At 68.4% G+C, this 22,705-nt stretch carries 17 protein-coding genes and 4 pseudogenes; 9 read left to right on the top strand and 12 right to left on the bottom strand.

The features are described from left to right. Positions 1-55: 55 nt before the first annotated feature. Positions 56-1,741 carry a response regulator gene (locus ACHMW8_RS18840; protein ID WP_125157880.1) on the bottom strand — a complete coding sequence of 562 codons (1,686 nt, stop codon included), beginning with the start codon at positions 1,739-1,741 and terminating at the stop codon, positions 56-58. A gap of 165 nt (positions 1,742-1,906) precedes the next feature. Then, complete coding sequence (gene rnd, locus ACHMW8_RS18835; protein ID WP_125157879.1) at positions 1,907-3,076, bottom strand: ribonuclease D; 1,170 nt, start codon at positions 3,074-3,076, stop codon at positions 1,907-1,909. A gap of 135 nt (positions 3,077-3,211) precedes the next feature. Here rnd and purM point away from each other — a divergent pair, with 135 nt between their 5' ends. The 3 genes from purM (at position 3,212) to ACHMW8_RS18820 (ending at position 5,585) form a co-directional block, all read left to right on the top strand. Then, positions 3,212-4,237, top strand: a complete 1,026-nt coding sequence (gene purM / locus ACHMW8_RS18830) for a phosphoribosylformylglycinamidine cyclo-ligase (protein WP_395443412.1) — start codon at positions 3,212-3,214, stop codon at positions 4,235-4,237. Then, complete coding sequence (gene purN / locus ACHMW8_RS18825) at positions 4,237-4,830, top strand: phosphoribosylglycinamide formyltransferase (RefSeq protein ID WP_395443411.1); 594 nt, start codon at positions 4,237-4,239, stop codon at positions 4,828-4,830. The genes purM and purN overlap by 1 nt, the downstream gene beginning before the upstream one ends. Before the next feature lie 71 nt (positions 4,831-4,901). Continuing rightward, entirely contained in the window at positions 4,902-5,585 is a 684-nt protein-coding gene (locus ACHMW8_RS18820) for a DedA family protein (protein WP_395443410.1), read from the top strand. On the opposite strand, the gene ACHMW8_RS18815 is transcribed toward ACHMW8_RS18820, so the two are convergent. The 4 genes from ACHMW8_RS18815 to ndk all read right to left on the bottom strand — a co-directional run bounded on the left by ACHMW8_RS18815 (position 5,549) and on the right by ndk (position 8,883). Further along, complete coding sequence (locus ACHMW8_RS18815) at positions 5,549-5,899, bottom strand: PRC-barrel domain-containing protein (protein ID WP_395443409.1); 351 nt, start codon at positions 5,897-5,899, stop codon at positions 5,549-5,551. The genes ACHMW8_RS18820 and ACHMW8_RS18815 overlap by 37 nt on opposite strands. Positions 5,900-6,044: 145 nt before the next feature. Then, positions 6,045-6,686 (bottom strand): YoaK family protein, encoded by a 642-nt coding sequence (locus tag ACHMW8_RS18810; RefSeq protein ID WP_199743494.1) that lies wholly within the window; start codon positions 6,684-6,686, stop codon positions 6,045-6,047. 65 nt (positions 6,687-6,751) lie between these two features. Then, complete coding sequence (locus ACHMW8_RS18805; protein WP_395443408.1) at positions 6,752-8,155, bottom strand: tetratricopeptide repeat protein; 1,404 nt, start codon at positions 8,153-8,155, stop codon at positions 6,752-6,754. 308 nt (positions 8,156-8,463) lie between these two features. Beyond that, complete coding sequence (gene ndk, locus ACHMW8_RS18800) at positions 8,464-8,883, bottom strand: nucleoside-diphosphate kinase (protein WP_395443407.1); 420 nt, start codon at positions 8,881-8,883, stop codon at positions 8,464-8,466. 94 nt (positions 8,884-8,977) lie between these two features. Here ndk and ACHMW8_RS18795 point away from each other — a divergent pair, with 94 nt between their 5' ends. Together ACHMW8_RS18795 and ACHMW8_RS18790 are read left to right on the top strand one after the other, a co-directional pair. Then, entirely contained in the window at positions 8,978-10,846 is a 1,869-nt protein-coding gene (locus tag ACHMW8_RS18795; RefSeq protein WP_395443406.1) for an ABC-F family ATP-binding cassette domain-containing protein, read from the top strand. 92 nt (positions 10,847-10,938) lie between these two features. Continuing rightward, positions 10,939-11,337 carry a hypothetical protein gene (locus ACHMW8_RS18790; protein WP_125157872.1) on the top strand — a complete coding sequence of 133 codons (399 nt, stop codon included), beginning with the start codon at positions 10,939-10,941 and terminating at the stop codon, positions 11,335-11,337. A 60-nt stretch (positions 11,338-11,397) separates the two neighbouring features. Here ACHMW8_RS18790 and ACHMW8_RS18785 read toward each other — a convergent pair whose 3' ends face one another. The 6 genes and pseudogenes from ACHMW8_RS18785 to ACHMW8_RS18760 form a co-directional block, all read right to left on the bottom strand. Continuing rightward, entirely contained in the window at positions 11,398-12,537 is a 1,140-nt protein-coding gene (locus ACHMW8_RS18785) for an ATP-binding protein (RefSeq protein WP_395443405.1), read from the bottom strand. Between the two features lie 70 nt (positions 12,538-12,607). Next, positions 12,608-12,817 (bottom strand): PAS domain-containing protein, encoded by a 210-nt coding sequence (locus ACHMW8_RS18780; protein ID WP_395446011.1) that lies wholly within the window; start codon positions 12,815-12,817, stop codon positions 12,608-12,610. Between the two features lie 214 nt (positions 12,818-13,031). Then, positions 13,032-13,799, bottom strand: a pseudogene (locus ACHMW8_RS18775) (MASE1 domain-containing protein); the annotation flags it as partial. Positions 13,800-13,957: 158 nt separating this feature from the next. Then, entirely contained in the window at positions 13,958-14,302 is a 345-nt protein-coding gene (locus tag ACHMW8_RS18770; RefSeq protein ID WP_395443404.1) for a peptidase inhibitor I78, read from the bottom strand. Next, positions 14,299-14,761 (bottom strand): annotated as a pseudogene (locus tag ACHMW8_RS18765) (DNA polymerase III subunit chi). Before ACHMW8_RS18765 ends, ACHMW8_RS18770 begins: the two are co-directional and overlap by 4 nt. A gap of 2 nt (positions 14,762-14,763) precedes the next feature. Then, positions 14,764-16,245: a leucyl aminopeptidase gene (locus ACHMW8_RS18760; protein WP_125157926.1), complete on the bottom strand. Its 1,482-nt coding sequence runs from the start codon at positions 16,243-16,245 to the stop codon at positions 14,764-14,766. A 226-nt stretch (positions 16,246-16,471) separates the two neighbouring features. Here ACHMW8_RS18760 and lptF point away from each other — a divergent pair. From lptF to ACHMW8_RS18740, 4 genes and pseudogenes are all read left to right on the top strand, one after another. Continuing rightward, a pseudogene (gene lptF / locus ACHMW8_RS18755) lies at positions 16,472-17,610 on the top strand (LPS export ABC transporter permease LptF). After that, a pseudogene (lptG, locus tag ACHMW8_RS18750) lies at positions 17,607-18,714 on the top strand (LPS export ABC transporter permease LptG). Before lptF ends, lptG begins: the two co-directional pseudogenes overlap by 4 nt. Further along, positions 18,707-21,139, top strand: coding sequence for an LPS-assembly protein LptD (locus tag ACHMW8_RS18745; RefSeq protein WP_395443403.1), 2,433 nt, complete (start codon positions 18,707-18,709; stop codon positions 21,137-21,139). Before lptG ends, ACHMW8_RS18745 begins: the two are co-directional and overlap by 8 nt. Before the next feature lie 179 nt (positions 21,140-21,318). Then, positions 21,319-22,701 carry a peptidylprolyl isomerase gene (locus tag ACHMW8_RS18740; protein WP_199743492.1) on the top strand — a complete coding sequence of 461 codons (1,383 nt, stop codon included), beginning with the start codon at positions 21,319-21,321 and terminating at the stop codon, positions 22,699-22,701. Positions 22,702-22,705: the final 4 nt, after the last annotated feature.

Genomic DNA, 22,705 nt, shown 5'->3' with positions numbered 1-22,705 from the left:
TTCTTCTAACGACAACGCCCGCGATATGCGCCGAAAAAGGGGCGCGCGACGGGTTCTAGCCGAACAGGGCCTTGTAGAGATCGCGCGGATTCACCGGCTTTTCCACCCAGCCCGTCATGCCCGCCTCGCGGCAGGCGGCGACCTCCTCGGGCGAGGCGCCGCCGGTGACGGCGATGATCGGCGTCTGGCGGTTGGCGCCGTCCTCGCGCAGGCGACGCGAGGCCTCCAGCCCGTCCATGCCGGGCATGCGGACGTCCATCAGAATGGCGTCGAAGATCTGACGCTCGGCCGCCAGCAACGCCGCCTGGGCGTCCTCGGCGGTCTCCACCCGGGCGCCGAACGCCTCCAGCATCTGGCGCAGGGCGCGGCGGTTGATGTCATGGTCGTCGACCACCAGGATCACTGGCGCCTCGTCGCGCACGGCCAGGGCCTGGACCTCGTCCTCGGCCGGTTCGACCGGCGCGGCGCCCTCGGGCGCGGGCAGACGCAGGGTGAAGCGCGCGCCGCCTTCCGGAGCGTTGGCCGCCGTCAGCTCGCCGCCCATCAGACGGGCGAGATCGCGGCTGATCGACAGACCAAGACCCGTGCCGCCGAACGCGCGGGCGGTCCCGGCGCTCAGCTGCTCGTAGGGGCTGAACAGGCGCTCGATCTGATCGTCCTTCAGGCCTGGGCCGGTGTCGCGCACGACGATGGCCACCTGGCGGGGCCGCTCGCGCTCGACGCGGACGTCGACGCTGACCCGGCCCTGGCCATCCCCCTTGCCTTCAGGGGTGAACTTGATGGCGTTGCTGAGCAGGTTGTTGAGGATCTGGCGCGTGCGCATCGGATCGCCTCGCACCCACTGCGGCAGGGTCTCGACGCCGGTCAGGACCAGCATGACGCCCTTGGCCCCGGCGGCGCAGCGCCAGAACTCGACCGCGTCGCCGACCACGGCCGGCAGGTCGTAGTCGACCACCTCGACGCCCATCCGCCCGGCTTCGATCTTTGAGAGATCCAGCAGGTCGTTGAGCAGGGTCCGCATCATCATCCCGGCGTCGGTGACCAGGGCGGCCGCGCCGTCGCGGTCCAGGGCGGCCGCGCCATTGAGGATGGCGTTGATCGGCGTGCGCAGTTCGTGGCTGACCATGGCGATGAAGGCCGACTTGGCGGCGGTCTGACGCTCGGCCGCCCGGCGCGCGGCGCGCTCGGCGGTCATGGTCCGCTCCGACCACAGGAAGACCATCGACAGGGTCAGGCAGAAGAGACCGCAGCCGATCAGGAAAAACACCGTGACCGGATCATGTGCGTCGCCCGCGACCAGCGGCGTGACGAACAGGTAGATGATATGCGGAGCCGCCGCCGCGACAAAGGCGACGAGGCAGCCCTCCGCGCCCATCAGCGCCGTGAAGATCGATCCGGACAGCAGCAGAACGGCGCCGGCCGCGCCCATCCGCGTGTCCATGGCCCACAGCGGGATGGCCAGCCAGCCGAAGGTCGCCGCCATCAGGAAGTCGCCGAAGAGGTTCAGCGCCACGGCCCGCCCGGGGACCGGGGCGTCGAGAAAACGATTCAGAGCGAGAAACTTCGCCCCCTGAATGAGGACGAAAACGCCCGACCACACGAACAGGAAACGCAGGCTTGGCCACACCAGCGCCATCCCGCAGAGGACCAGGACGACGAAGAGGCGAAGCGGGATCAGGCGTCGCCGCGACACCGCGGCGGGGCGGTAGGCGTCCGCCAGGTTGTCCCAGAATGCACTCAACGCAACCCCCGTACACGGCGCGCTCTACTCCCGAGGGAGCAACGCGGCGCGGCGTTGTACGCCAGCAATCCTTTGCACGCACGGGAAAATGGCTCGATCCGAACAGCAAAAGGGCGCGACAACCTCAGCGGTCGACGCGCCCTTTGCTCGCCTAGGTCGAGCGGACTACTCGGCCTTGGGAGCCCGACGGACCTCGACGACCCGGACCTTGGCGCCGTCCAGCACCAGGGCCAGTTCGCCGCGCTTGATCTTGAGGGCGTCGGCCCCGAAGGCGTCGCGGCGCCAGCCGACCAGGGCCGGGGTGGCGGCGTTGTCGTCGGCGGCGATCTTCTCAAGGTCCGAGACCGTGGCGATCAGCTTGGAGGCGACGCCCGCCTCTTCCGCCCGCGCCTTCAGCAGCACCTTGAGCAGCTCGACCACGGCGCCGGCGTTCTGCGGCGGCGGCGGACCGGGCTTGTCGACGACCGGGGCGTAGCCCTCCGGATCGGCCAGGGCGGCCTTGATCGCGGCCAGCAGGTCGGGACCGAACTTGCTGCCGCCGAAGCCCTTGGGCACGCCGCGCAGGTTGTTCAGGGCTTCCAGGCTCGTCGGCGTCTGGGTGGCCAGCTCGTCGATGGCCTCGTCCTTGAGGATGCGTCCGCGCGGCTGGTCGCGGCTCTGGGCGGTGCGCTCGCGCCAGGCCGCGACGGCCTTGAACACGGCCAGATACTTGGCCCCCGTCTTGCGCGGGCGCAGGCGACGCCAGGCCTTTTCCGGATCGACATCGTAGGCGGCCGGATCCGAGATGGCGGTCATCTCCTCCTCGACCCAGGCCAGGCGACCCGAGGTCTCGAGCCGCTCGCGCAGGGTCGGGAACAGGGCGGCCAGGTGGGTGACGTCGGCCAGGGCGTAGGTCAGCTGGGCGTCGGTCAGCGGTCGGCGGGCCCAGTCGGTGAACCGGCTGGACTTATCGAGCTCGATCCGCAGCATCTGGCGGACCAGGGCGTCATAGGCGATCTGCTCGCCGAAGCCCGCCGCCATGCCCGCCACCTGGGTGTCGAACAACGGCCTCGGCATGGCCTTCAGGTTGTTGAAGATCTCGACGTCCTGGCGGGCGGCGTGGAACACCTTGAGGATGCTCGTATCGCGCATGACGGCCAGCAGCGGCTCGAGGTCGATGCCCTCGGCCAGCGGATCGATGACGGCTTCGTGCGTGGGAGACGCGACCTGGATCAGGCACAACTTGGGCCAGTAGGTCGTCTCGCGCATGAACTCTGTGTCGACGGCGACGAAAGGCTCGCCCGCGAGCGCATTACAGAACGCCGCCAGCGCGGCGGTGGTGGTGATCGGCTTCATCGGCTGCTAATAGCCTCGCGCACCCCCGAGTCTGCAAGCGTCAAGACGCGCCCAGCGTCTCGGGAAAGCAAATTTTCCGCGTGTTCGGACGGGTTTACCGCCCTCCGATAGACCAGAGCGAGCGCCAGAGCGACCATGAGCGATCAGCCGAACGGCCTTACCTACGCCCAGGCGGGTGTCGATATCGACGCGGGCAACGCCCTGGTGGACGCCATCAAGCCCCTGGCCAAGGCCACCCGTCGCCCCGGCGCGGAAGCCAGCCTGGGCGGCTTCGGAGCCCTGTTCGACCTCAAGGCGGCCGGCTACGAGGACGCCCTGCTGGTCACCACCACCGACGGCGTCGGCACCAAGCTGCGCATCGCCATCGACGCGGGCATGCACGCCACGGTCGGCATCGATCTGGTGGCCATGTGCGTCAACGACCTGCTGGCGCAAGGCGCCGAGCCGCTGATGTTCCTGGACTATTTCGCCACCGGCAAGCTGGACATCGAGGTCGCCAAGAGCGTCGTCGCCGGCATCGCCGAGGGCTGCAAGCTGGCCGGCGCGGCCCTGGTCGGCGGCGAGACCGCCGAAATGCCGGGCATGTACAGCGACGGAGAGTATGATCTCGCGGGCTTCTCCGTTGGAGCCGTCGAACGCGACGGCGTCTTGCCCAAGCTGGACAAGCAGCGGGCCGGCGACATCATCATCGGCCTGGGATCCTCGGGCCCGCACTCCAACGGCTATTCGCTGGTCCGCCGCGTGGTCGAGCGCTCGGGCCTGGCCTGGGACGCCCCCTGTCCGTTCGAGAACGGCAAGACCCTGGCCGAGGCCCTGATGGCCCCGACCCGCATCTATGTGAAATCGCTGCTGCCGCTGCTGCAGTCGGGTCGCGTCAAGGGCGGCGCCCACATCACCGGCGGCGGACTGATCGAGAATCCGCCGCGCGCCATCGCCGAGGGCCTGACCGCCGAGTTCGACTGGAACGCCTGGGCCCTGCCCCCGGTGTTCGAGTGGATGGCCCAGGTCGGCGGGGTCTCCGAGCACGAGATGCGCCGCACCTTCAACTGCGGGATCGGCTTCATCATCATCGTGGCGCAAGCCGACGCCGAGCCCGTCCTGGCCGCCCTGCTGAACGCCGGCGAGGACGCCTTCATCTGCGGCCAGCTGGTCAAGGCTTGATGCTGAAGAAGACCAAGGTCGCCGTGCTGATCTCGGGCCGGGGCTCCAACATGGAGACCCTGGTCCGCGCGGCGAAATCGCCGGCCTGCCCGTTCGAGATCGCCCTCGTCTTGGCCAACAAGCCGGACGCCGGCGGCCTGGCCACGGCGGCGGCCGAGGGCGTCGAGGCCCTGTGCGTCGACAGCAAGCCCTTCGGCAAGGACCGCGAGGCCCACGAGCGCGCCATCGACGCGGCCCTGCGCGAACGCGGGATCGAGGTCATCGCCCTCGCCGGCTACATGCGGATCCTCACCCCGTTCCTGGTCGACGCCTGGGAAGGCCGGATGCTGAACATCCACCCGTCCCTGCTGCCGGCCTATCCGGGCCTGGACACCCACGCCCGCGCCATCGCGGCCGGCGAGGTCGAGGCGGGCTGCACCGTCCACCTGGTCACGGCCGGCGTCGACGAGGGCCCGATCCTGGGCCAGGCCCGCGTGCCGATCCTGCCCGACGACGACGACCACAGCCTGGCGGCCCGGGTGCTGGAGCAGGAGCACAGGCTCTACGCCGACACCCTGGCCGCTTTCGTCACCGGGCGTCTCGCCCAGGCCTGATCCCCCTGAGACCGCGTGTCACAGGCGGTAAAGGCTGTCGCGTCAGAACTTCGTCACCATATGGCGTCAGCATGCCGGCCATGGACGCCTGGATCACCGATCTCTTCAAAGTCGCCGCCGACCACGCCGGTTTCGTCGGCGCGGTTCTGTTCGCCATGACCTTGCTGGAGGCCCTGGTGTTCGTGGGCCTGCTGATTCCGATCCTCGGCGTCATGCTGGCCGCAGGCGCCCTCGTGGCCCAAGGCGCGCTGCATCCGGTCGAAGCGATCCTGTGGTGCAGCGCCGGCGCGGCCGTTGGCGACGCCCTCTCCTATCTGATGGGCCGGGGCCTGGGCGGTCGCCGGGCGAGCCGCCTGCTGTTCGGGGGCAAGCGCCGCCTGCTGGCGCGCGCCAAGCTGCTGACCCGCCGCCACGGCGTGCTGGCGATCGCCGCCGCCCGCTATCTGGGGCCCGCGCGTCCTTTCATTCCGATCCTGGCCGGCATGTCGCGCACGCGCGGCTGGCGTTTCCAGATCGCCAATGTGTTGTCGGCTCCGATCTGGGTGATCTCGCTGCTGGCGCCCAGCTACCTGGCCGCGCGGAACCTGCAGATGTTCGGGAACAACCCCGCCCTGACCAGCGGCCTCGCCCTGGGCGCCCTGCTGCTGATCGGCGCGGGCGCCCTGTGGCTCAAGCAGACCAGACGCACCGGGGCGATAGCCTCGTCACGCCTGTCGCCTCAAGATGTAGCGACGATGTCCGCGGGCGCGTCGTAGTATCGGATCGACTGCTCGTCCCAGGCATAGTCGGCGCTGGCGATCTGTGCGCGATCGTAGCTTGGCGAGGCCTTGAACCGGTCCTTGGACACATCGACCTGATACGTCTTGGCCATCGGATCGTAGCGGACGATCGACCAGGGAACGGGGTGATACCTGCCCGACCCGCCCAGCAGTCCGGCGCCTTCCACCACGAGGAACTCGATCCGCCCGGTATCCAGGTCGACGAACGTCTCCGCGATGGCGCCAAGCTTGCCGCCGTGCTCGCCCAGAAGGTCCTGGCCCAGGATGTCTTTGCTTCTCGTCAGGGGCATCGGGTTCTCTCTCGACCAACCGGCGGGGCTCGCCAAGAGACAAAGCGTCTGAGCACGCCAACGGTTTCGGCCGTCCCCTACGGCGCTTCAGGTTTAAGTGTGAGCGGTCAAACCGGCCGGAACGCGCTCAAGACCTGAACAGGCTCTAGACCGACCGCCAGCGCCGCTCGGCCCACAGGCCGCCGGCCAGCACGACCGCCACGGCGCCCCACAAGGCGGCCGCCCCAATATGCAGATAGGTCAGCGCGCCCAGGGCCCCGCCGCCCGCCAGACCCGTCCACAGCAGCACATAGCGCAGCCAGTCGGAGGGCTCGCCGCCGACCAGGGCCCCGGCGATGCGCTGGCCGGCCTTGACCAGGGCGCCGGTCATGTAGGTGAGGCCGACGGCGACGTCGCCGTTCCTCTGGAAGACGGCGTTCTCGGCCCCCATGGCCATGGCCACGGCGGTGACCCCGGCGGTGTCGTGGCCCAAAGTCAGCAAGCCCGCGCCCAGGGCCAGCAGCGTGGCCTCCAGCATCAGGACCGGCGAACGGCGGGTCTCGCCCAGCGCCCGAGCGGTCAGAGCCCCGAGCACGACGCCCGCGACGAACGAGGCCACCAGGGTCAGCACGGTCAGCACCGCCGGCCAGTGGGCCGTGGCCAGACCCACGCCCAGACGTGTGGAGTTGCCGCTCATGAACGAGACGAAGAACCCGCCCAGCTTCAAAAAGCCGATCGCATCCACATAGCCGGCCACGCCCGACAGCGTCACCGCCAGCGCCACCTCATTCCGTTCGTAGTGTTTCACGGCGACTCCCGACGCAAAGAACCGGTCGGATCGTCACCGATCCGACCGCGTCGCGCCATAGGTCGCTAAGGCCTTTCCGCGGACTTCGCCATCATGTCCAGCAGCGCCTTGGCCTGCCGCGCCGCCACGCCGCCATTGGGGTCGGCGGACAGCGGCTTGAGCAACTGGAAGGCGGTTCCCTCGTCGTTCGCTCGCAGGAAGGCGGCCGCGGCTACGAGGCGGATCTTCGCCACCTGCGGCGCCAGCCGGACCGCCCGCCGTAGCAGGGCCAGCCTCTCCGGCGACGGCGTCTCGCCGCTGACCATGGTCTGCGCCAGCAGGAACAGGGTCTGGTAGTCGTTCGGTTCTTCCGCGTCGGCCCGCCGCAGATAGCTTCGGGCGGAGACCATCAACGCGGTCTTGCGCTCGGGGTCGGGCTCGGCGGCGGCGCGATAGAGCTTGCTGGTCCCCATCAGCCGCAAGGCCTCCAGATTGCCGGCGTCCTCATCCAGCAGCTTGGTCAGCAGTTGTTCGCCCTTGTCGCGATCGCCCAGCACGATCTCGGCCCGGGCCTGGGCCTGACGGCTATAGCGTTCGCCCGGTCGGCGCGCCGCCGTCTTGCGGACGTAGTCCAGCAGGCCCGCGACATAGCCGCTCGGACTGGCCTTCAGGCGCTGGATCTCCAGAATAAGGTCATCCGCGCCCCTTGGCATCTTGCGGATCCGGATGGTCGGCGGCCGGTCCTCCGTTCGCGGCAGCGTCGTTCGCACCGCCGGCGCGTCCAGGAAGGCGCGCAGCCCGGCCTCCAACGCCTCCGGAGGTTCGCCGAACGCCTCGGTCCAAGCGGCCTTCGGATCGGTCGCTCCCGCCTCAAGCTTGTCCAGATAGGTCGCCAGCCGCGCCTTGCGGTCCGGATCGGACCATAGGTAGCGGACCAGGAGCGCCGCCTGGGCGTCGTAACCCCACGCCCAGGGGTCGGCCATAATGTCCCGCTCGGCGATCAGGCGGCGCACGGCGTCCAGATTCTTCGCCGCCAGCGCATTGTCGAACAGCGCCGGAACGTCGCCGATCGTCACGTAGCCGGGCCGGATATCGATGGAGCTGTAATAGACACCCGCCCCCTTGGTCAGCCAGCGCGGCTGCGGGAAAGGGAAGTTCTCGCTGAAGAAGTGCAGCGCATAGGCGCCCAGCACGCCGTCATCTCCCAGCGTCTGGTCGACCACCCTGTGAAAGTGGAAACTGTCGCGGACCACGACGGCGAAGATGTCGTCCGGCTCGGCGACATCGACCGACACCGCTGTGATCATGGCGTCGGGAATGAAGCGCCGATAGTCCGGATTGATGATGTCGTTGCGCTTTGGCGCCTTCACCAGATAGATCGGAAACTTGCGCGGCGCCGGCGCGTCCAGCTTGCCGTAGAGCGTCCGCAGGACCCGATCCAGGGCCTCGAACGTCCTCCGCCGTCCGGCGCGCGATCTCCGGGCCCTCATCCGTATAGACAATGACGTGATCGCTCTCGGCGCGCAGCCATCGTCCCGTGCCCTGCGGATTGACGAGCACGTCGCCCCAGGGCTTGGGCGCGGCGGCCATGGCCGGGCTGACTAGCAAGCCGGCGGCCAGCAGGCCAGCCGCGAGACCTCGGCCAATCGTCATTCTCGCCCCACCGAACGCTCAGCGCCGCAACACGTCAATCCACCTTAAAGCGACCTTCGCTAATCAGACAACCGTCGGCACCCACCAAACAAAAAGGCCGGCGGGTCGCCCCGCCGGCCTCAATGCTTTGGTAAGGCGGAAAGCCTTAGCCGACGATCTGGTCTTCCGTGAAGAACTGGGCGATTTCGATCGCGGCGTTCTCCAGGCTGTCCGAACCGTGGACCGAGTTTTCGCCGATCGACAGGGCGAACTGCTTGCGGATGGTGCCTTCGTCGGCGTTGGCCGGGTTGGTGGCGCCCATGACTTCGCGGTACTTGGCCACGGCGTTGTCGCCTTCCAGCACTTGGACGACGACCGGCTCGGCGGTCATCTGGGCGACGAGTTCACCGTAGAACGGACGCTCGGCGTGGACTTCATAGAACTTCTTGGCTTGGGCTTCGGTCAGCTTCACGCGACGCTGAGCGACGATGCGCAGGCCGGCGGCCTCGATCACGGCGTTGACGGCGCCGGTCAGGTTACGACGGGTGGCGTCCGGCTTGATGATCGAGAAGGTGCGTTCGGTCACGGAGTGATCTCACAGAAAAGTTGTGGATTGGGAGGTTGCGGGCTTATAGCCGTGCGCCTCCTCCCCGCCAACCCCGCCGCGTAACCTTCATAAAATGCTTCAGATCCGTGACCTGACCTTCAACGCCTGGGGTCGGAAGTTCTTCGACCATGCCAGCGTCAGTCTGCCGCCAGGCGCCAAGGTCGGCCTGATCGGGCGCAACGGCGTGGGCAAGTCGACCCTGTTCAAGCTGATCCTGGGCCAGCTGCACGCCGGCGACGACGAGATCAGCCTGCCCAAGGCCGCGCGGATCGGTTCGGTGGACCAGGAGCACCCGGCCACGCCGGTCACGCTGCTGGAGACGGTGCTGGAGGCCGACGAGGAGCGTCACGACCTGCTGACCCGGCTGGAGACGGCCGATCCGGAGGCGATGGGCGAGATCTGGGCGCGGCTGATCGAGATCGATTCCGACGCCGCCCCGGCCAAGGCCTCGGAAATCCTGGTCGGTCTTGGCTTCACACAGGACGACCTGGCGCGTCCGATGAGCGAGTTCTCGGGCGGCTGGCGGATGCGCGTGGCCCTGGCCGCGGCGCTGTTCGCCGAGCCGGACATGCTGCTGCTGGACGAACCGACCAACTATCTCGACCTGGAAGGCGCCCTGTGGCTGGAGGCTCGTCTCCAGAAGTACCCCCACACGGCCCTGATCGTCAGCCACGACCGCGAACTGCTCAACAACAGCTGCACGCACATGCTGCACCTGGCCGGCGGCAAGCTGGAGCTCTACACCGGCGGCTACGACGACTTCGAGAAGCGCCGCGCCGAGAAGGCCCGCCTGCAGCTGTCGGCCAAGGCCAAGCAGGACGCCGAGCGCGCCCACCTGCAGGCCTTCGTCGACCGCTTCAAGGCCAAGGCCTCCAAGGCGGCGCAAGCGCAGTCGCGGATGAAGCGCCTGGCCAAGATGGAGCCGGTGGCCACCACGATCGAGGAACGGGTCGCGCCGTTCACCCTGCCCTCGCCGCCGCGCCCGCTGGCGCCGCCGCTGATCCGCCTGGAAAAGGCGAACGTGGGCTATGAGGCCGATCGCCCGATCCTCAAGAACCTCAACCTGCGCATGGACCTGGACGACCGCATCGGCCTCTTGGGCGTCAACGGCGCGGGCAAGTCGACCTTCGCCAAGATGATCGCCGGCGCCCTGACCGTTCAGAAGGGCGAGTTGCACCGCGACAAGAAGATGAAGGTCGGGTGGTTCCACCAGCACCAGATCGAGGCGATGGATCCGGCGGACACCCCGCTGGAGATCATCCGCCGGGCCATGCCGGACGCCTCGGAAAGCTCGCGCCGCTCGAAACTGGCGCAGTTCGGCCTCGGCTTCGAGAAGCAGGAGACCACGGTCGCCAACCTCTCGGGCGGCGAGCGGGCCCGTCTGCTGCTCAACATGGTGGCGATGGACGCGCCGCACATGCTGATCCTCGACGAACCGACCAACCACCTGGACATCGACAGCCGCCGCGCCCTGCTGGACGCGCTGAACGACTACAGCGGCGCGGTGATCCTGATCACCCACGACCGCTCGCTGATGGAGCTGGTCGCCGACCGCCTGTGGCTGGCCGCCGACGGCACGGTGAAGCCGTTCGACGGCGACATGGACGACTACGCCAAGTTCGTGCTGGAGCGCGCCAAGCAGGCGGTGAAGCCAACCCAGGTGGCCCGCGAGCCGGTCGCCGCCGCTTCCGCCGCCGCGCCGAAGAAGACCGTCGCCATCGAGCCCCTGAAGCGCAAGATCGAGGCCGCCGAGCAGGTCGTCATGCGCACCACCCGCCAGGTGAACGAACTGGAAGCCCAACTGGCCGACCCGGAGCTCTACAAGAATCCCACCAAGGTGGCCGAGCTGACCAAGCGTCGCGACAACGCCAAGGCCAAGCTGGACGAGGCCGAGGCGACGTGGATGGAGCTGGCCGAGGAACTGGCGGCGGCGGAGGGCTAAGCTTGGCCGCGGCTATCCAAAGTTTAAGGTAAACTCGCGTGAACCAAGAAGTTTAGCGCTTCCGCGATATCTCGGGGCGCAGGGTGCGCGCCATGAGCACCGCCCATCCTCGCAACCATGTCGTGGCCAATCCGGAAGGCTTGTCCGCGTCCGTCGTCCTGGAGGCGTTCGCCGACTGGGTGAACGCCCGGATCGGCGAGGCCATGCGGATCGAGATGGACCTGGCCTTCCGCGACCGTCCGTTCGACATCGAGGTCGGTCGCGAGCCGGCCCTGGTCGGCTGGGAACACAAGTTCATCCAGCCCGGCGCGGCCGCGCCGAAGGGCAAGATGTGGACGGTCTACCGCCTGCACGACCAGAACGGCCGCCCGGCCCACCTGCCCCACTCCGGCGACCTGGTCGAGGATCTGACGCCGCTGCTGGGCGAGCTGGGCTATCTGGGCGTCTTCGAGGACGGCGTGGCGATGTTCCCGGGCGTCGGCAAGCGCTAGCCGCCTACCGATCCCAAGGCGGCGTTCCCTTCAACGTCCACGACGACCAGGTCTAGGCGGTCACGGGGGCGGTCCGCTCATGGCCTGAGCCAGGGTGGACAGCAGGGACATCACCGTCAGCGGCTTGGGCGTGGCGCCGTCGAACACGGGGTCGAGCGGCCCCAACCGCACATCGGCCGAGAAGGCGATGATCGGCGCGCCGGAGCTGGGCCCCTGCTCGGCCCGGATCCGCTGAGCGGCCGAGACGCCGTCCAGACGCGGCATGCGCAGATCCATCAGAATGGCGTCATAGGTCTCGGCGGCCGCGGCGGCGACCCCCTCCTCGCCGTCCCGGGCCTCGGCGACCTCGACCCCGACGGCCTCCAGCACCGAGCGGACCAGTTCGCGGTTGCCGGCGTTGTCGTCGACGACTAGCACGCGGCTGCCGGGCGGCGGCAGGGGAAGGTCGTCCTCGTCGGAGGCCTCGTCGTCGGTCTGGGCGACATCGGCCGGGATCTCGAACCAGAAGCGCGCGCCCTTACCCTCCTCGCTCTCGACCCCGATCTCGCCGCCCATCAGCTCGACCAGCCCGCGCGAAATGGCCAGCCCCAGCCCCGTGCCGCCGTGCTGGCGATTGAGGGCCGCGTCGATCTGCGAGAAACGGGCGAACAGCAGCGCCTGATCCTCGGCCGCCACGCCGCGGCCGGTGTCGACCACGGCGATGCGCAGCCGGTTCTCCTGGTGAACGACGGCCAGGCTGACCTTGCCGGCGTCGGTGAACTTCACCGCATTGCCGACCAGATTGACCAACACCTGTCGCACCCGCTCGGGATCGATCATCACCTGGGCCGGCAGCGCCGCCAGGCCGTCCGCGCCCAGGGTCAGGCCCTTGGCCATCGCCCCGGCGCTCGTCAGCTCGAGCACCTCGGCGACGAGGTCGGCGACGTTGGTGGGCCGGACATTCAACGCGATGCGCCCGGCCTCCAGCCGCGAGAAGTCGAGGATGTCGTTGATCGTCGTCAGCAGGGTCTGGCCGCCGGCGGCGATGCGGTCGAGATAGCGCCGGGCGCGCGGCGACAGGTCGGCTTCCTCGGCCGCCAGGTTGGCGAAGCCGATCACGGCGGTCAGCGGCGTGCGCAGCTCGTGGCTCATATTGGCCAGGAACTCGCCTTTCACCGCGGCGGCCGCTTCGGCCTCCGCGCGGGCGGCGCGCAGATCCATCTCCAGCGTCTTGCGGGCGGTGACGTCGCGGATGATGTCGGTGATGCCGTTGGGTACGCCGGTCAGCGGGTCAAAGGCCAGGGTCGGGCGCGAACTCCAGCCAGATCATGTCGCCGTCCTTGCGGAAGGCGCGGTACTCGACCGTGGCGGCCGGAGGGGCCAAGGCGGGATCGGAGCACTCGCGCTGGACGCGGACCACCTCGCCGATCTTGGCCAGATCGTCGGGATGCAGGGTCTTCAGATAGCCCACGCCCAGCAGTTCCTCGGGCGGATAGCCCATGATCGAACGGGCCGCGGGCGAGATGTAGGTCGATCTGCCCGTGCAGGTCGCTGTGGGCGATGATGTCCAGGGCGCTCTCGGCCAGCAGGCGGAACTTGGCCTCGCTGCGTTCGGCCGCGGCGCTGGTCTCGACCAGCTCGGCCATGATCGCGCGGCGCTGGCGCTGGAAGGCGGCGACCGGCAGGGCGACGAAGATCGAGACGGCCAGGAACAGCTGCAGCACCGTCGACTGCGTGGCCGAGCCCGACAGGATCAGGTGGATGGGTCCGCGTCCCGCGATGGTCAAGACGAGCGCGATCGCCGCGACCAGGACCCCGCCCAGGACCGCGCCCAACACCTCCTGGCGCCATGCCGCCAGCAAGATGACCGGCGGCACCAGGAACAGCAGCGGATATTTGGTCTGGCCGAAGACCACGGCGGTCATCACGCCGCAGGCCAGGATCGACAGCATCCCGTCGCGGGTCAGCGGCTGTTCGCGCAGATAGAGCTTGGCCCGGAACAGAACCAGCAGGCACGGGCCGATGGTCAGCATGCCCAGGATGTCGTTCAGCACCCAGCCGGTCACATTGGTCAGCAGGTCGCCGCCACGCACAAAGGTGTGGATCGACGAGGCGACGCCGCCGGCGATCAGGGGCGCCAGGAATCCGCCCAGCAGCACGAAGGCCAGCATGTCGCGTGGCCGCCCCAGGTCGATCGCCTCGCCCGCCACGCGGCGCACGGCGACTGCGGCCAGCAGCGCCTCGGAGACATTCAGCGTCACCAGTATGGCGTTGATCGTCGGGCTGTCGCCCGCGTGGGCGCCGGCCGCCAGGGCGCCCACAAGTCCGCCGACCACCAGCGCCGGCCAGCGCCGCGAGGGCGATGACAGCAGACAGGCGGCCAGGAAGCCGTTCGACAGCCAGATGGGCGTGACGTGACCATAGACGCGGGGGATTTCGACGCAGAGATAGGCCAGACCGGCAAAGCCAATTGCGACGCCCAACGCGGCCAGAAGCGTGGCCGCTAAGTCATCGCGAGTCTTCGGGCTCGATCGTTGGCTGATAGACCATGCTCTGAACCGGCCGGTCAGGAATCTCCGGCTGATTCTTTTATTTCATCCGATCCGCCAAAACGCCAGAAAAGCTTGGGATACCATGGTTTCTAGCCGCATTTGACCTCTTGGACGACGCCGGTGTCGGCGTTGAACAGGATGTTCAGGCGGTCGGCGCGGTAGTCCATCGTCACCGGGCAGGTCGTGCAGGCCACGCGCCAGCGGGATGGATCGACCGGGGCCGGCAGGCTGGTGCGCGGCTTGCCGACGAAGGCCTGGGCCTCCTTCAGCCCGCATTGATCCTTGGCGGCCTCGGCGACCGGAGGTTTAGCCGGCAAAGCGATGGCCGGCGGCGCGGTGGGCGTGCTGGGCGGCGGCGGCGGGGCCGGCTCGGGCGCGCTGGAGCACGCGGCCAGGATCAGACCCAGGATCGCCGCCGACATTACGCGCTTCATGCCTGCTTCTCCCAACCGCGTTCGGCGCCCTGGCGCCAGTAGGACACCGGATGCCCGGCCTTCTTGAAAACGGACCAGCGTCCGCGCGCCACCGCCAGCGCCTGATCGTCCCGGCCGTCGAACAGCAGGATGCAGCGTGACACCCCGGCCAGATCGCCCGGCTCGGCCCCGTCGATCAGGAACAGCGCGTCACCCGCGTTCGGGTTGCCATCCTCGGCCGTCAGCAACACCGGCTGACGCTCGGCCATCGGCTCGCTGGCCAGGCCGTGCGGCAGGAAGCTGTCCTCCCGCCAGGTCCAGAGGTGCTGGTCCAGCGCCTCCAGCCGCCGCGGATCGCCGCCGCGCACCAGCGCCTTCCAGCCCCTGCCCAGCGTCTTTTCCAGAAGCTCGGGCAGCACCGCCCTCGAGCGGCGAACGCTCCAGGTGATAGAACCAGACCTCGCACGGCGCGGTGGTCATGCTCAGCCTTCGTAGGCGTCGGCGACAAGTCGGTTGAGCAGACGCACGCCGTAGCCGGCCGCGCCGTCCGGCACGGTCGGATCCGTCGAGGGCTTCTTCCAGGCCACCGAGGCGATGTCGAGGTGAGCCCAGGGCGTGTTGTTGACGAAGCGCTGCAGGAACAGGCCCGCCGTGATCGAGCCGGCCGGACGGCCGCCGACGTTCTTCATGTCGGCGATCGGGCTTTCGATCTGCTTCTCGTAGGCGGCGGGCAGCGGCAGGCGCCACAGGCTCTCGCGCTCGGCCTTGCCGGCGGCGAGAAGTTTTTCCGACAAGCCGTCGTTATTGCTGAACAAACCGGCGTAGTCATGGCCCAGCGAGATGATGATCGCGCCGGTCAGGGTGGCCAGGTCGATCATGAACTGCGGCTTGAAGCGGTCCTGGCAGTACCAGAGGGCGTCGGCCAGCACGAGCCGGCCTTCGGCGTCGGTGTTGATGACCTCGATCGTCTGGCCCGACATGGAGGTGACCACGTCGCCCGGGCGCTGGGCGTTGCCGTCGGGCATGTTCTCGACCAGGCCCAGGACGCCGATGGCGTTGACCTTGGCCTTGCGACCGGCCAGCGCGTGCATGACGCCGGTCACGGCGGCCGCGCCGCCCATGTCCCACTTCATGTCTTCCATGCCGTCGGCCGGCTTGATCGAGATGCCGCCGGTGTCGAAGGTGACGCCCTTGCCGACGAAGGCGATGGGCTGGGCCGATTTGTCGGCCGCGCCCGTCCACTTCATGATGACCAGCTGGCTCTCGCGGCGGCTGCCCTGACCCACGCCCAGCAGGCTGCCCATGCCCAGTTCGGCCATCTGGGCCTCGCCGAGGATCTCGACCTCCAGGCCCAGGCTCTCCAGGCTCTTGGCGCGGGCGGCGAACTCTTCCGGATGCAGGATGTTGGCCGGCTCGGAGACGAGATCGCGGCTGAAGACGATGGCGTCGGCCAGGGCGGCCAGCGGCGCGTAGGCCTTCTGGGCCTTGACCGGGTCGGCGGCGGCGATCTTCACGACCTGGACCGAGGGCTTCTTCTCGGCCTTCTCGGTGGTGCGGTACTTGTCGAAGCGATAGGCGGCCAGACGCGCGCCGAAGGCGGCGCGGGCGGCGCTCTCGGCGTCGGCGCCCAGCTTCAGGACCAGCTCGGTGACGCCCGTGGTCTTGATGGCCTGATAGGCCGAGGCGGCGGCGGTCTCGACCGCTTCCGGCTCAACGGCGCCCGAGCCGTCGACGCCGACCAGCACCAGGCGAGCGGCTTCCAGGCCATGGGGCGCGACGACGTCCAGCGTCTGGCCCTTGGCGCCGGTGAAGCGGCCGCCGGCGATGGCGCGCGCCAGGGCGCCGCCGGTCGACTCGTTGGCGGCCTTGGCTTCCGGCGACAGGGCCGCGCCCTCATGAGCCAGGACCGCGAGGGCGGCCGTGGCGCCGGCCTGGGTGTCGACGGGGACGAACTCGATACGCATGCCGCGCTCCTGCATCTGGGCGACTTCTAGATGGCGCGTCACGACGCGCCGCCACTCAATCTTGAACTAGGCGGCATAGTCCAATGCCGCGCCATAGAAAAGGCTCCGTTGGGCCCCACTCGGCACAGCTAAGTCAGGTCCCCCGTTGTGTCGACGCGAAGCCCCCGTGTAGAACGACCCATCTTCGGGGTTCGTCCCACGAATCCATCCGCCCGAACCCCACTAGATGCGCCTCATAGAACGCTATCTCTTTCGGCAGTTGCTAGGCCCGACGCTGCTGGCGACGGCGGCCCTGGTGGCGCTCGCGCTGCTGGCGCGCAGCCTGTCGGAATTCGACGTGCTGGTGGAACAGCGCCAGAGCGCGCTGGTGTTCCTGAAGATCATCCTCCTGGCCCTGCCCCAGCTTCTCGGCATCATGATGCCGCTGGCCTTGTTCGTGGCCGCGCTGGTGGCCTTGAACCGTCTGCACACCGAGCAGGAGATCGTCGTCTGCTTCGCTGGCGGCATGAGCCGCTGGGCCGTCATCTCGCCGGCCATGCGCCTGGCGGTGATCGCGGCTCTGGTGTCGCTGATTTCGGGCCTGTGGCTGCAGCCGTGGAGCGCCCGCCAGATCCGCGAGACATCCTTCGACATCAAGACCGACGTCGCCTCAACCCTGGTCCAGCCGGGCCAGTTCACCGAGCCGGGCCCCGGCCTGACGGTCTACGCCCAGTCGATCGACCGCGACAACAAGATCCAGAACCTGTTCATCCACCAGGAAATGCCCAGCGGCGGCGCCTCGACCTATTCGTCGCGCGAAGCCGAGATCGCTACCCGCCGGGCGAGCCGGTGCTGATCATGCGCCACGGCTCCAACCAGCAGTTCTCGCGCCAGGGCGTGCTGCAATACACCTCGTTCGACGAGTACACCTTCGACCTGTCCAGCCTGTCGCACACCGACGAGCTGCTGCACTACAAGATCGCCGACCGCTATCCGCACGAGCTGTTCTTCCCCGACCTGACCCAGGACTGGGAGCAGCGGAACAAGGGCAAGCTGCTGGCCGAGGGCCATTCGCGCTTCGCCAGCCCGCTCTACAACATCGCCCTGATGACCATGGCCCTGGCCGCCGTGCTGGGCGGCTCGTTCAGCCGCATGGGCTATGGCAAGCGGATGGCCGCCGTCGGCGCCGCCGCGGCCGTGGTCCGCATCGTCGGCTTCGGCATACAGGCCGCGTGCGAGGACAACGCCTGGCTGAACATCCTGCAGTACCTGGCGCCGCTGGCCGCCACGTGGTGGGGCCTGTCGCAGATCTTCCGGCAGAAGGTCTCGCCGCGCCGCGCCGGCCGGATGGCCAAGGCCGCCCCCGCCCTGTCGGGAGCCGCGTGATGCTGACCATGGGCATGCTGGAGCGCTATGTCCTCAAGCGCACCATGAGCGCACTGGTCGCGGCCCTGGCCGTGCTGGGCGCGATGGTGATGCTGATCGCCTTCGTCGACATCGCCCGCAACGTCGGCACGCGGGCCGACGCCAGCTTCTTCCAGCTTCTGTACCTGACCCTTCTGCAGGCTCCCGCCACCATTCTGGTGCTGGCGCCGTTCGTCTTTCTGTTCGGCACCATGTGGGCGTTCGTCGAGCTGAACCGGCGCAGCGAGCTGATCGCCATGCGCGCCGCCGGGGTCTCGGCGTGGCGGTTCATCATGCCCGCCGCGATGGCGTCGTTCTTCATCGGCCTTCTGAGCATCACCCTGCTCAACCCACTGACCACGGCCATGACCGCCAAGTTCGAGACCGAGCGCGACCGGATCATGAACGGCTACCTCAAGGAGGCCCCCAAGGGCACCTGGCTGCGTCAGGGCGACGACAAGACCCAGATCGTCATCCGCGCCCGTGGCCGCGACCTGATCGACGGCTCGGTGCGCCTGCGGGGCGTGTCGCTGTTCGTCTACACCCTGAACAACAAGGGCGTGATGGACTTCACCCGCCGCATCGAGGCCAACGAGGCGCGGCTCGAGCCTGGCTTCTGGCGCCTGACCGGCGTGCGCGAGGCCACGCCCGGCGCCGGAGCCATCCGCTCCGACAGCCTGTCGATCCCCTCCAACCTCGACGACCGCACCGCCTCGGAGCGCTTCAACACGCCCCAGGCCGTGGCCCTCTGGCGGCTGCCGGCGACGATCCAGCGGACCGAGGACGCCGGCTTCTCGGCCGCGCCGTTCAAGCTGCGCCTGCAGCAGGACCTGGCCACGCCGATCCTGTTCGCCGCCATGTCGGTGCTGGCCGCGGCCTTTTCGCTGCGCCTGATGCGGCTGGGCGGCCTGGCCGCCCTGGCGGGCTCCGGCGTCGCTCTGGGCTTTGGGTTCTTTTTTCTTCAACGAGCTATGCAGCACCTTGGGCAAGGCCGATGTTCTGGCCCCGTTCATCGCCGCATGGACACCGCCGACCGTCGCGCTTTTGGCGGGCTTCACTTTGCTTTGCTATACGGAAGATGGGTGAGTCATTGCTGCCAGGGTCATTCATGACTGAAACGCGTCCCAGCGTCCCGTCCGCCTGCCGCGCGCTGTTGCTCAGCGGCGCGGCCTGGCTGGCGTTCGCCTGCGCGGGCGCGGCCCACGCCCAGCAAAGCCTGGCCACGATCCCGCCGACGCCGGTGGTCCCCGCCCCGCCGTCCGACGGCCTGGCCGACGAGGGCTATTACCTGGAATCCGACCTGCTGATCCGGGACGACGTCAACCAGATCATGACGGCGCGCGGCAAGGTGCAGAGCCGCTATCAGGGCCGCACGCTGCGCGCCGACGAGGTGATCTACAACGCCAAGACCGGCGAGATCACGGCCAACGGCCACGTCCAGCTGATCAATCCGGACGGCACCGCCGAGTTCGCCGATCACATGGAAGTCGACAAGGACATGAAGGCGGGCTTCGCCCAGAACTTCGCTGCCCGTCTCGACCAGAACATGAAGATCGCGTCGGTCACGGCCGTGCGGCGCAACGCCAACATCCAGGAACTGAACCGGGCGATCTACACCCCGTGCGAGGTCTGCGCCGAAAAGCCGACCCCGACCTGGTCGGTCTCGGCCGACAAGATCGTCCAGGATAAGCAGAAGCAGCTGATCTACTACAAGAACGCCACCATCCGTCTGTGGGGCGCGCCGATCCTGTACATGCCGCTGTTCTGGCACCCGGATCCGCAGGCCAAGCGCAGCTCGGGCTTCCTGGCGCCGAAGATCGACTTCTCCAAGGGCCGGGGCACCTCGTACAACCAGCCCTACTACTACGTGATCTCGCCGTCGTCGGACGTGATCATCGCGCCGCAGATCAGCACGGGCGTCAATCCGTTCCTGAACGTGAACTACCGCAAGCGCTTCTACTCGGGGTCGATCGAGGCGCGCGGCGGCTTCACCTACGACAAGGATTTCGACATCCACGGCGACCGCTTCGGTCAGTCGACCGCCCGCAGCTACATCCTGGCCAACGGCAAGTTCGACATCAACGAGAAGTGGAAGTGGGGTTTCACGGCCGAGCGCGTCTCCGACGCCCTGCTGTTCGACAAGTACAAGATCAACGACGTCTATGTGCAGCGCGGCCTGTTCACGAGCGACGACCACCGTCTGACCTCGCAGATCTACGCCACCCGCCAGGACGCCCGGTCGTGGTTCTCGGTGACGGCCGTCTCGATCCAGGGCCTGCGCGTCGTGGGCATCAATCCGACGACCAACTCGGCGAACGCCTTCGAGAACAGCGGCGCCTTCCCGTTGATCGGCCCACTGGTCGAAGCCCGCTGGGAACCCGACACGCCGGTCCTGGGCGGTCGTCTGCGCCTGCAAGGCTCGGGCGTCATGCTCAACCGCTCGGAGTCGCAATACGGCGAACCGCCCTACTACCTGCCTGACTACAAGGGCCAGAACGGCGTCGATTCCAGCCGCGCCAGCTTCAAGGCCGACTGGCGCACCAGCACCATCGTCGGCAACGGCCTAAAGGTCTCGCCCTTCGCCCAGGCCCGCGGCGACGCCTATTCGATCAAGTCGTACATCACGCCGGCCGCGGCGGCCCTGGGCGACAGCGACAACGACACCTACACCCGCGCCCTGGGCGTGGGCGGCGTGGACCTGAGCCTGCCATTCTACAAGCCGCTGAAAAACGGCGGCAACGTCGTGCTGGAGCCCCTGGCCCAGGTGGCCGTGGGTTCGGACAGTTCGCGCGTGCCCACCATCGTGGCCCGCAACGGGACCACGACCTACCTCTACAACGAGGACAGCGCGACGCTGGAGTTCGACGAAACCAACCTTTTCTCGGCCAACAAGTCGCCGGGCTTCGACCTCTATGAGGGCGGCCAGCGCCTGAACGTCGGCGGCCGCGCCACCTACACCCTGCCCGGCGGCCGTAGCGGCAGCATTCTGGTGGGCCGCAGCTTCCGGTCGAAGTTCGATCCCCTCCTGCCGGCCCGCACCGGCCTGCAGGAAAAGTCGTCCGATTGGGTGGTGGCCGCGACGGTCACGCCGGTCCGCGGCATCACGGCCTTCGCCCGCACGCGCCTCGACTCGGACACCCAGGAGATCAAGCGCCTGGAAACGGGCGTCGACGCCTTCACCACCCGCGGCTACGCCTCGGTCCGCTACCTGAAGGACGAGCTCAATTCCAACGGCAGCCGCCAGGAGAGCTTCGAAGCCCGCGGCGAACTGAAGGTGACCAAGCACTGGTCGCTGACCACCTACGGCGCGCGTGACATGGTGGCCGACGTGTGGCGTCGCCGCGACCTGGGCATCGCTTACCAGGACGACTGCATCCGCATCGACGTCATCTACCAGCAGCAGGACCGCTACGCCTCGACGGCCACCGGCCTTCGCCTGCAACCTGACCATACGATCGTGTTCAGCCTTTCGTTCGCCACATTGGGCGCAGCAGGATACGTCTCCAAATGAGTGAACACGTCTTGGGGGGGCGTGCCGCGTCCGCGCGCGTCCGCCCAGTGTGTCTCGGGGGCGACGACCGCCTGGTCGGCCAAGGGGAAACGTCAGATTTGGCGTTCGTCACTTCCGAAAACGTGATAACCGACCGCGCCCGCCGGGTGCGGCCAGGGACTAGAGGAACGACACTATCCATGCGGTCTGCGCGTAGCGTCACGACTTTCGCGGCCGGCGCCGCGTCCATTCTCGCCCTGACCGTGGCGAGCCTCGGCCTGCCCGCTCAAGCCCTTCAGGCGCAACAGCCGGCGGCCGCGCCGCCTGAGGTGGCCGCGCCGCCCGCCCAGGCCGCGCCGCCAGCGCCAGCGCCAGCGCCAGCGAACCCGCTGTCCGAAAGCGTGGCCGCGGTGGTCAACGATGAGATCGTCTCCAGCTACGACCTGATGCAGCGCATGCGCCTGCTGATGGCCACGTCGGGCATGCAGGCCACCCCGGAGAACCTGCCGCAGATCGAGCAGGAAGCCCTACGCTCGCTGGTCGACGAGCACCTGCAGATGCAGGAGCTGAAGCGCCTCGAGAAGCAGCAGAAGATCACGATCATCTCGACCGACAAGGAAGTCGACGAGCAGATCAGCGATATCGCCCAGTCCAACAAGATGACCGCCGAACAGCTGAAGCAGTCGCTGGTCCAGCAGGGCATCGGCCTCGACACCTGGCGCGCCCAGCTGCGCGCCGACTCGTCTTGGCAGAGCTGGATCCAGGGGCGCTATGGCTCGCGCCTGCGCATCGGCGACGATCAGGTCAAGGCCTACCAGAAGCGCCTCGCCGACGCCGCGGCCAAGCCGCAGTACCAGGTCAGCGAAGTGTTCCTCGACGCCGCCCGCGTCGGCGGCATGGAGGTGGCGACCAACGGCGCCGCCCAGCTGATCAACCAGATGCAGCAAGGCGCGCCCTTCGCCGCCGTCGCCCGCCAGTTCTCGGCCTCGGCCACGGCCGCCAACGGCGGCGACGTGGGCTGGGTCAGCCCGGGCGAGATGCCGCCCGAAGTCGACGCCGCGCTCGAAGAGCTCCGCCCCGGCCAGCTGTCCAAGCCGATCCAGGTCAAGGACGGCGTCTATATCGTCTATCTGCGCGACAAGCGCGCGGGCTCGAAGACGGCTATCGTCGACCTCAAGCAGGTCGCCGCGCCGCTGGCCGCCGACGCCACCGAGGCCCAGGTCGCCGCGGCGACGAAACTGCTGACCGACCTGAAGCCCAAGATCACCAACTGCGCGAGCCTTGAAGGCGTCGCCGGCAAGGTGGACGGCCTGGTCGCCGGCGACCTCGGCGAGGCCGAGATCACCGACCTGGCCCCCGCCTTCCAGGAAGCGGCCAACAAGCTGGACGTCGGCCAGATCTCGGATCCGATCCGCACCGACGCCGGCATGCACCTGATCGCGGTCTGCGGTAAGCGCCAGGGCGGCGCCAACGCCCCGTCGCACGACCAGATCGAGAACCGCCTGCGCGGCCAGCAGCTGGCGCTGATCTCCAAGCGCTACCTGCGCGACCTGCGCAACCAGGCGACCATCGAGACCCGATAGGCCA

Origin of the sequence: Caulobacter sp. UC70_42 (assembly GCF_044056025.1) — a bacterium.
GTDB lineage: Bacteria > Pseudomonadota > Alphaproteobacteria > Caulobacterales > Caulobacteraceae > Caulobacter.
Note: the sequence above shows the minus strand (reverse complement) of the source record. Positions and strands in the feature narration are given on the sequence as shown.

Coding starts and splice junctions, on each gene's coding strand:
- rnd (WP_125157879.1), bottom strand. CDS start 3,076: ATGAAGCCGATCACCACCACCGCCGCGCTGGCGGCGTTCTGTAATGCG.
- purM (WP_395443412.1), top strand. CDS start 3,212: ATGAGCGATCAGCCGAACGGCCTTACCTACGCCCAGGCGGGTGTCGAT.
- purN (WP_395443411.1), top strand. CDS start 4,237: ATGCTGAAGAAGACCAAGGTCGCCGTGCTGATCTCGGGCCGGGGCTCC.
- ACHMW8_RS18820 (WP_395443410.1), top strand. CDS start 4,902: ATGCCGGCCATGGACGCCTGGATCACCGATCTCTTCAAAGTCGCCGCC.
- ACHMW8_RS18815 (WP_395443409.1), bottom strand. CDS start 5,899: ATGCCCCTGACGAGAAGCAAAGACATCCTGGGCCAGGACCTTCTGGGC.
- ACHMW8_RS18805 (WP_395443408.1), bottom strand. CDS start 8,155: ATGAGGGCCCGGAGATCGCGCGCCGGACGGCGGAGGACGTTCGAGGCC.
- ACHMW8_RS18795 (WP_395443406.1), top strand. CDS start 8,978: ATGCTTCAGATCCGTGACCTGACCTTCAACGCCTGGGGTCGGAAGTTC.
- ACHMW8_RS18790 (WP_125157872.1), top strand. CDS start 10,939: ATGAGCACCGCCCATCCTCGCAACCATGTCGTGGCCAATCCGGAAGGC.
- ACHMW8_RS18785 (WP_395443405.1), bottom strand. CDS start 12,537: ATGGATCTGCGCGCCGCCCGCGCGGAGGCCGAAGCGGCCGCCGCGGTG.
- ACHMW8_RS18780 (WP_395446011.1), bottom strand. CDS start 12,817: ATGGGCTATCCGCCCGAGGAACTGCTGGGCGTGGGCTATCTGAAGACC.
- ACHMW8_RS18770 (WP_395443404.1), bottom strand. CDS start 14,302: ATGAAGCGCGTAATGTCGGCGGCGATCCTGGGTCTGATCCTGGCCGCG.
- ACHMW8_RS18760 (WP_125157926.1), bottom strand. CDS start 16,245: ATGCGTATCGAGTTCGTCCCCGTCGACACCCAGGCCGGCGCCACGGCC.
- ACHMW8_RS18745 (WP_395443403.1), top strand. CDS start 18,707: ATGGGTGAGTCATTGCTGCCAGGGTCATTCATGACTGAAACGCGTCCC.
- ACHMW8_RS18740 (WP_199743492.1), top strand. CDS start 21,319: ATGCGGTCTGCGCGTAGCGTCACGACTTTCGCGGCCGGCGCCGCGTCC.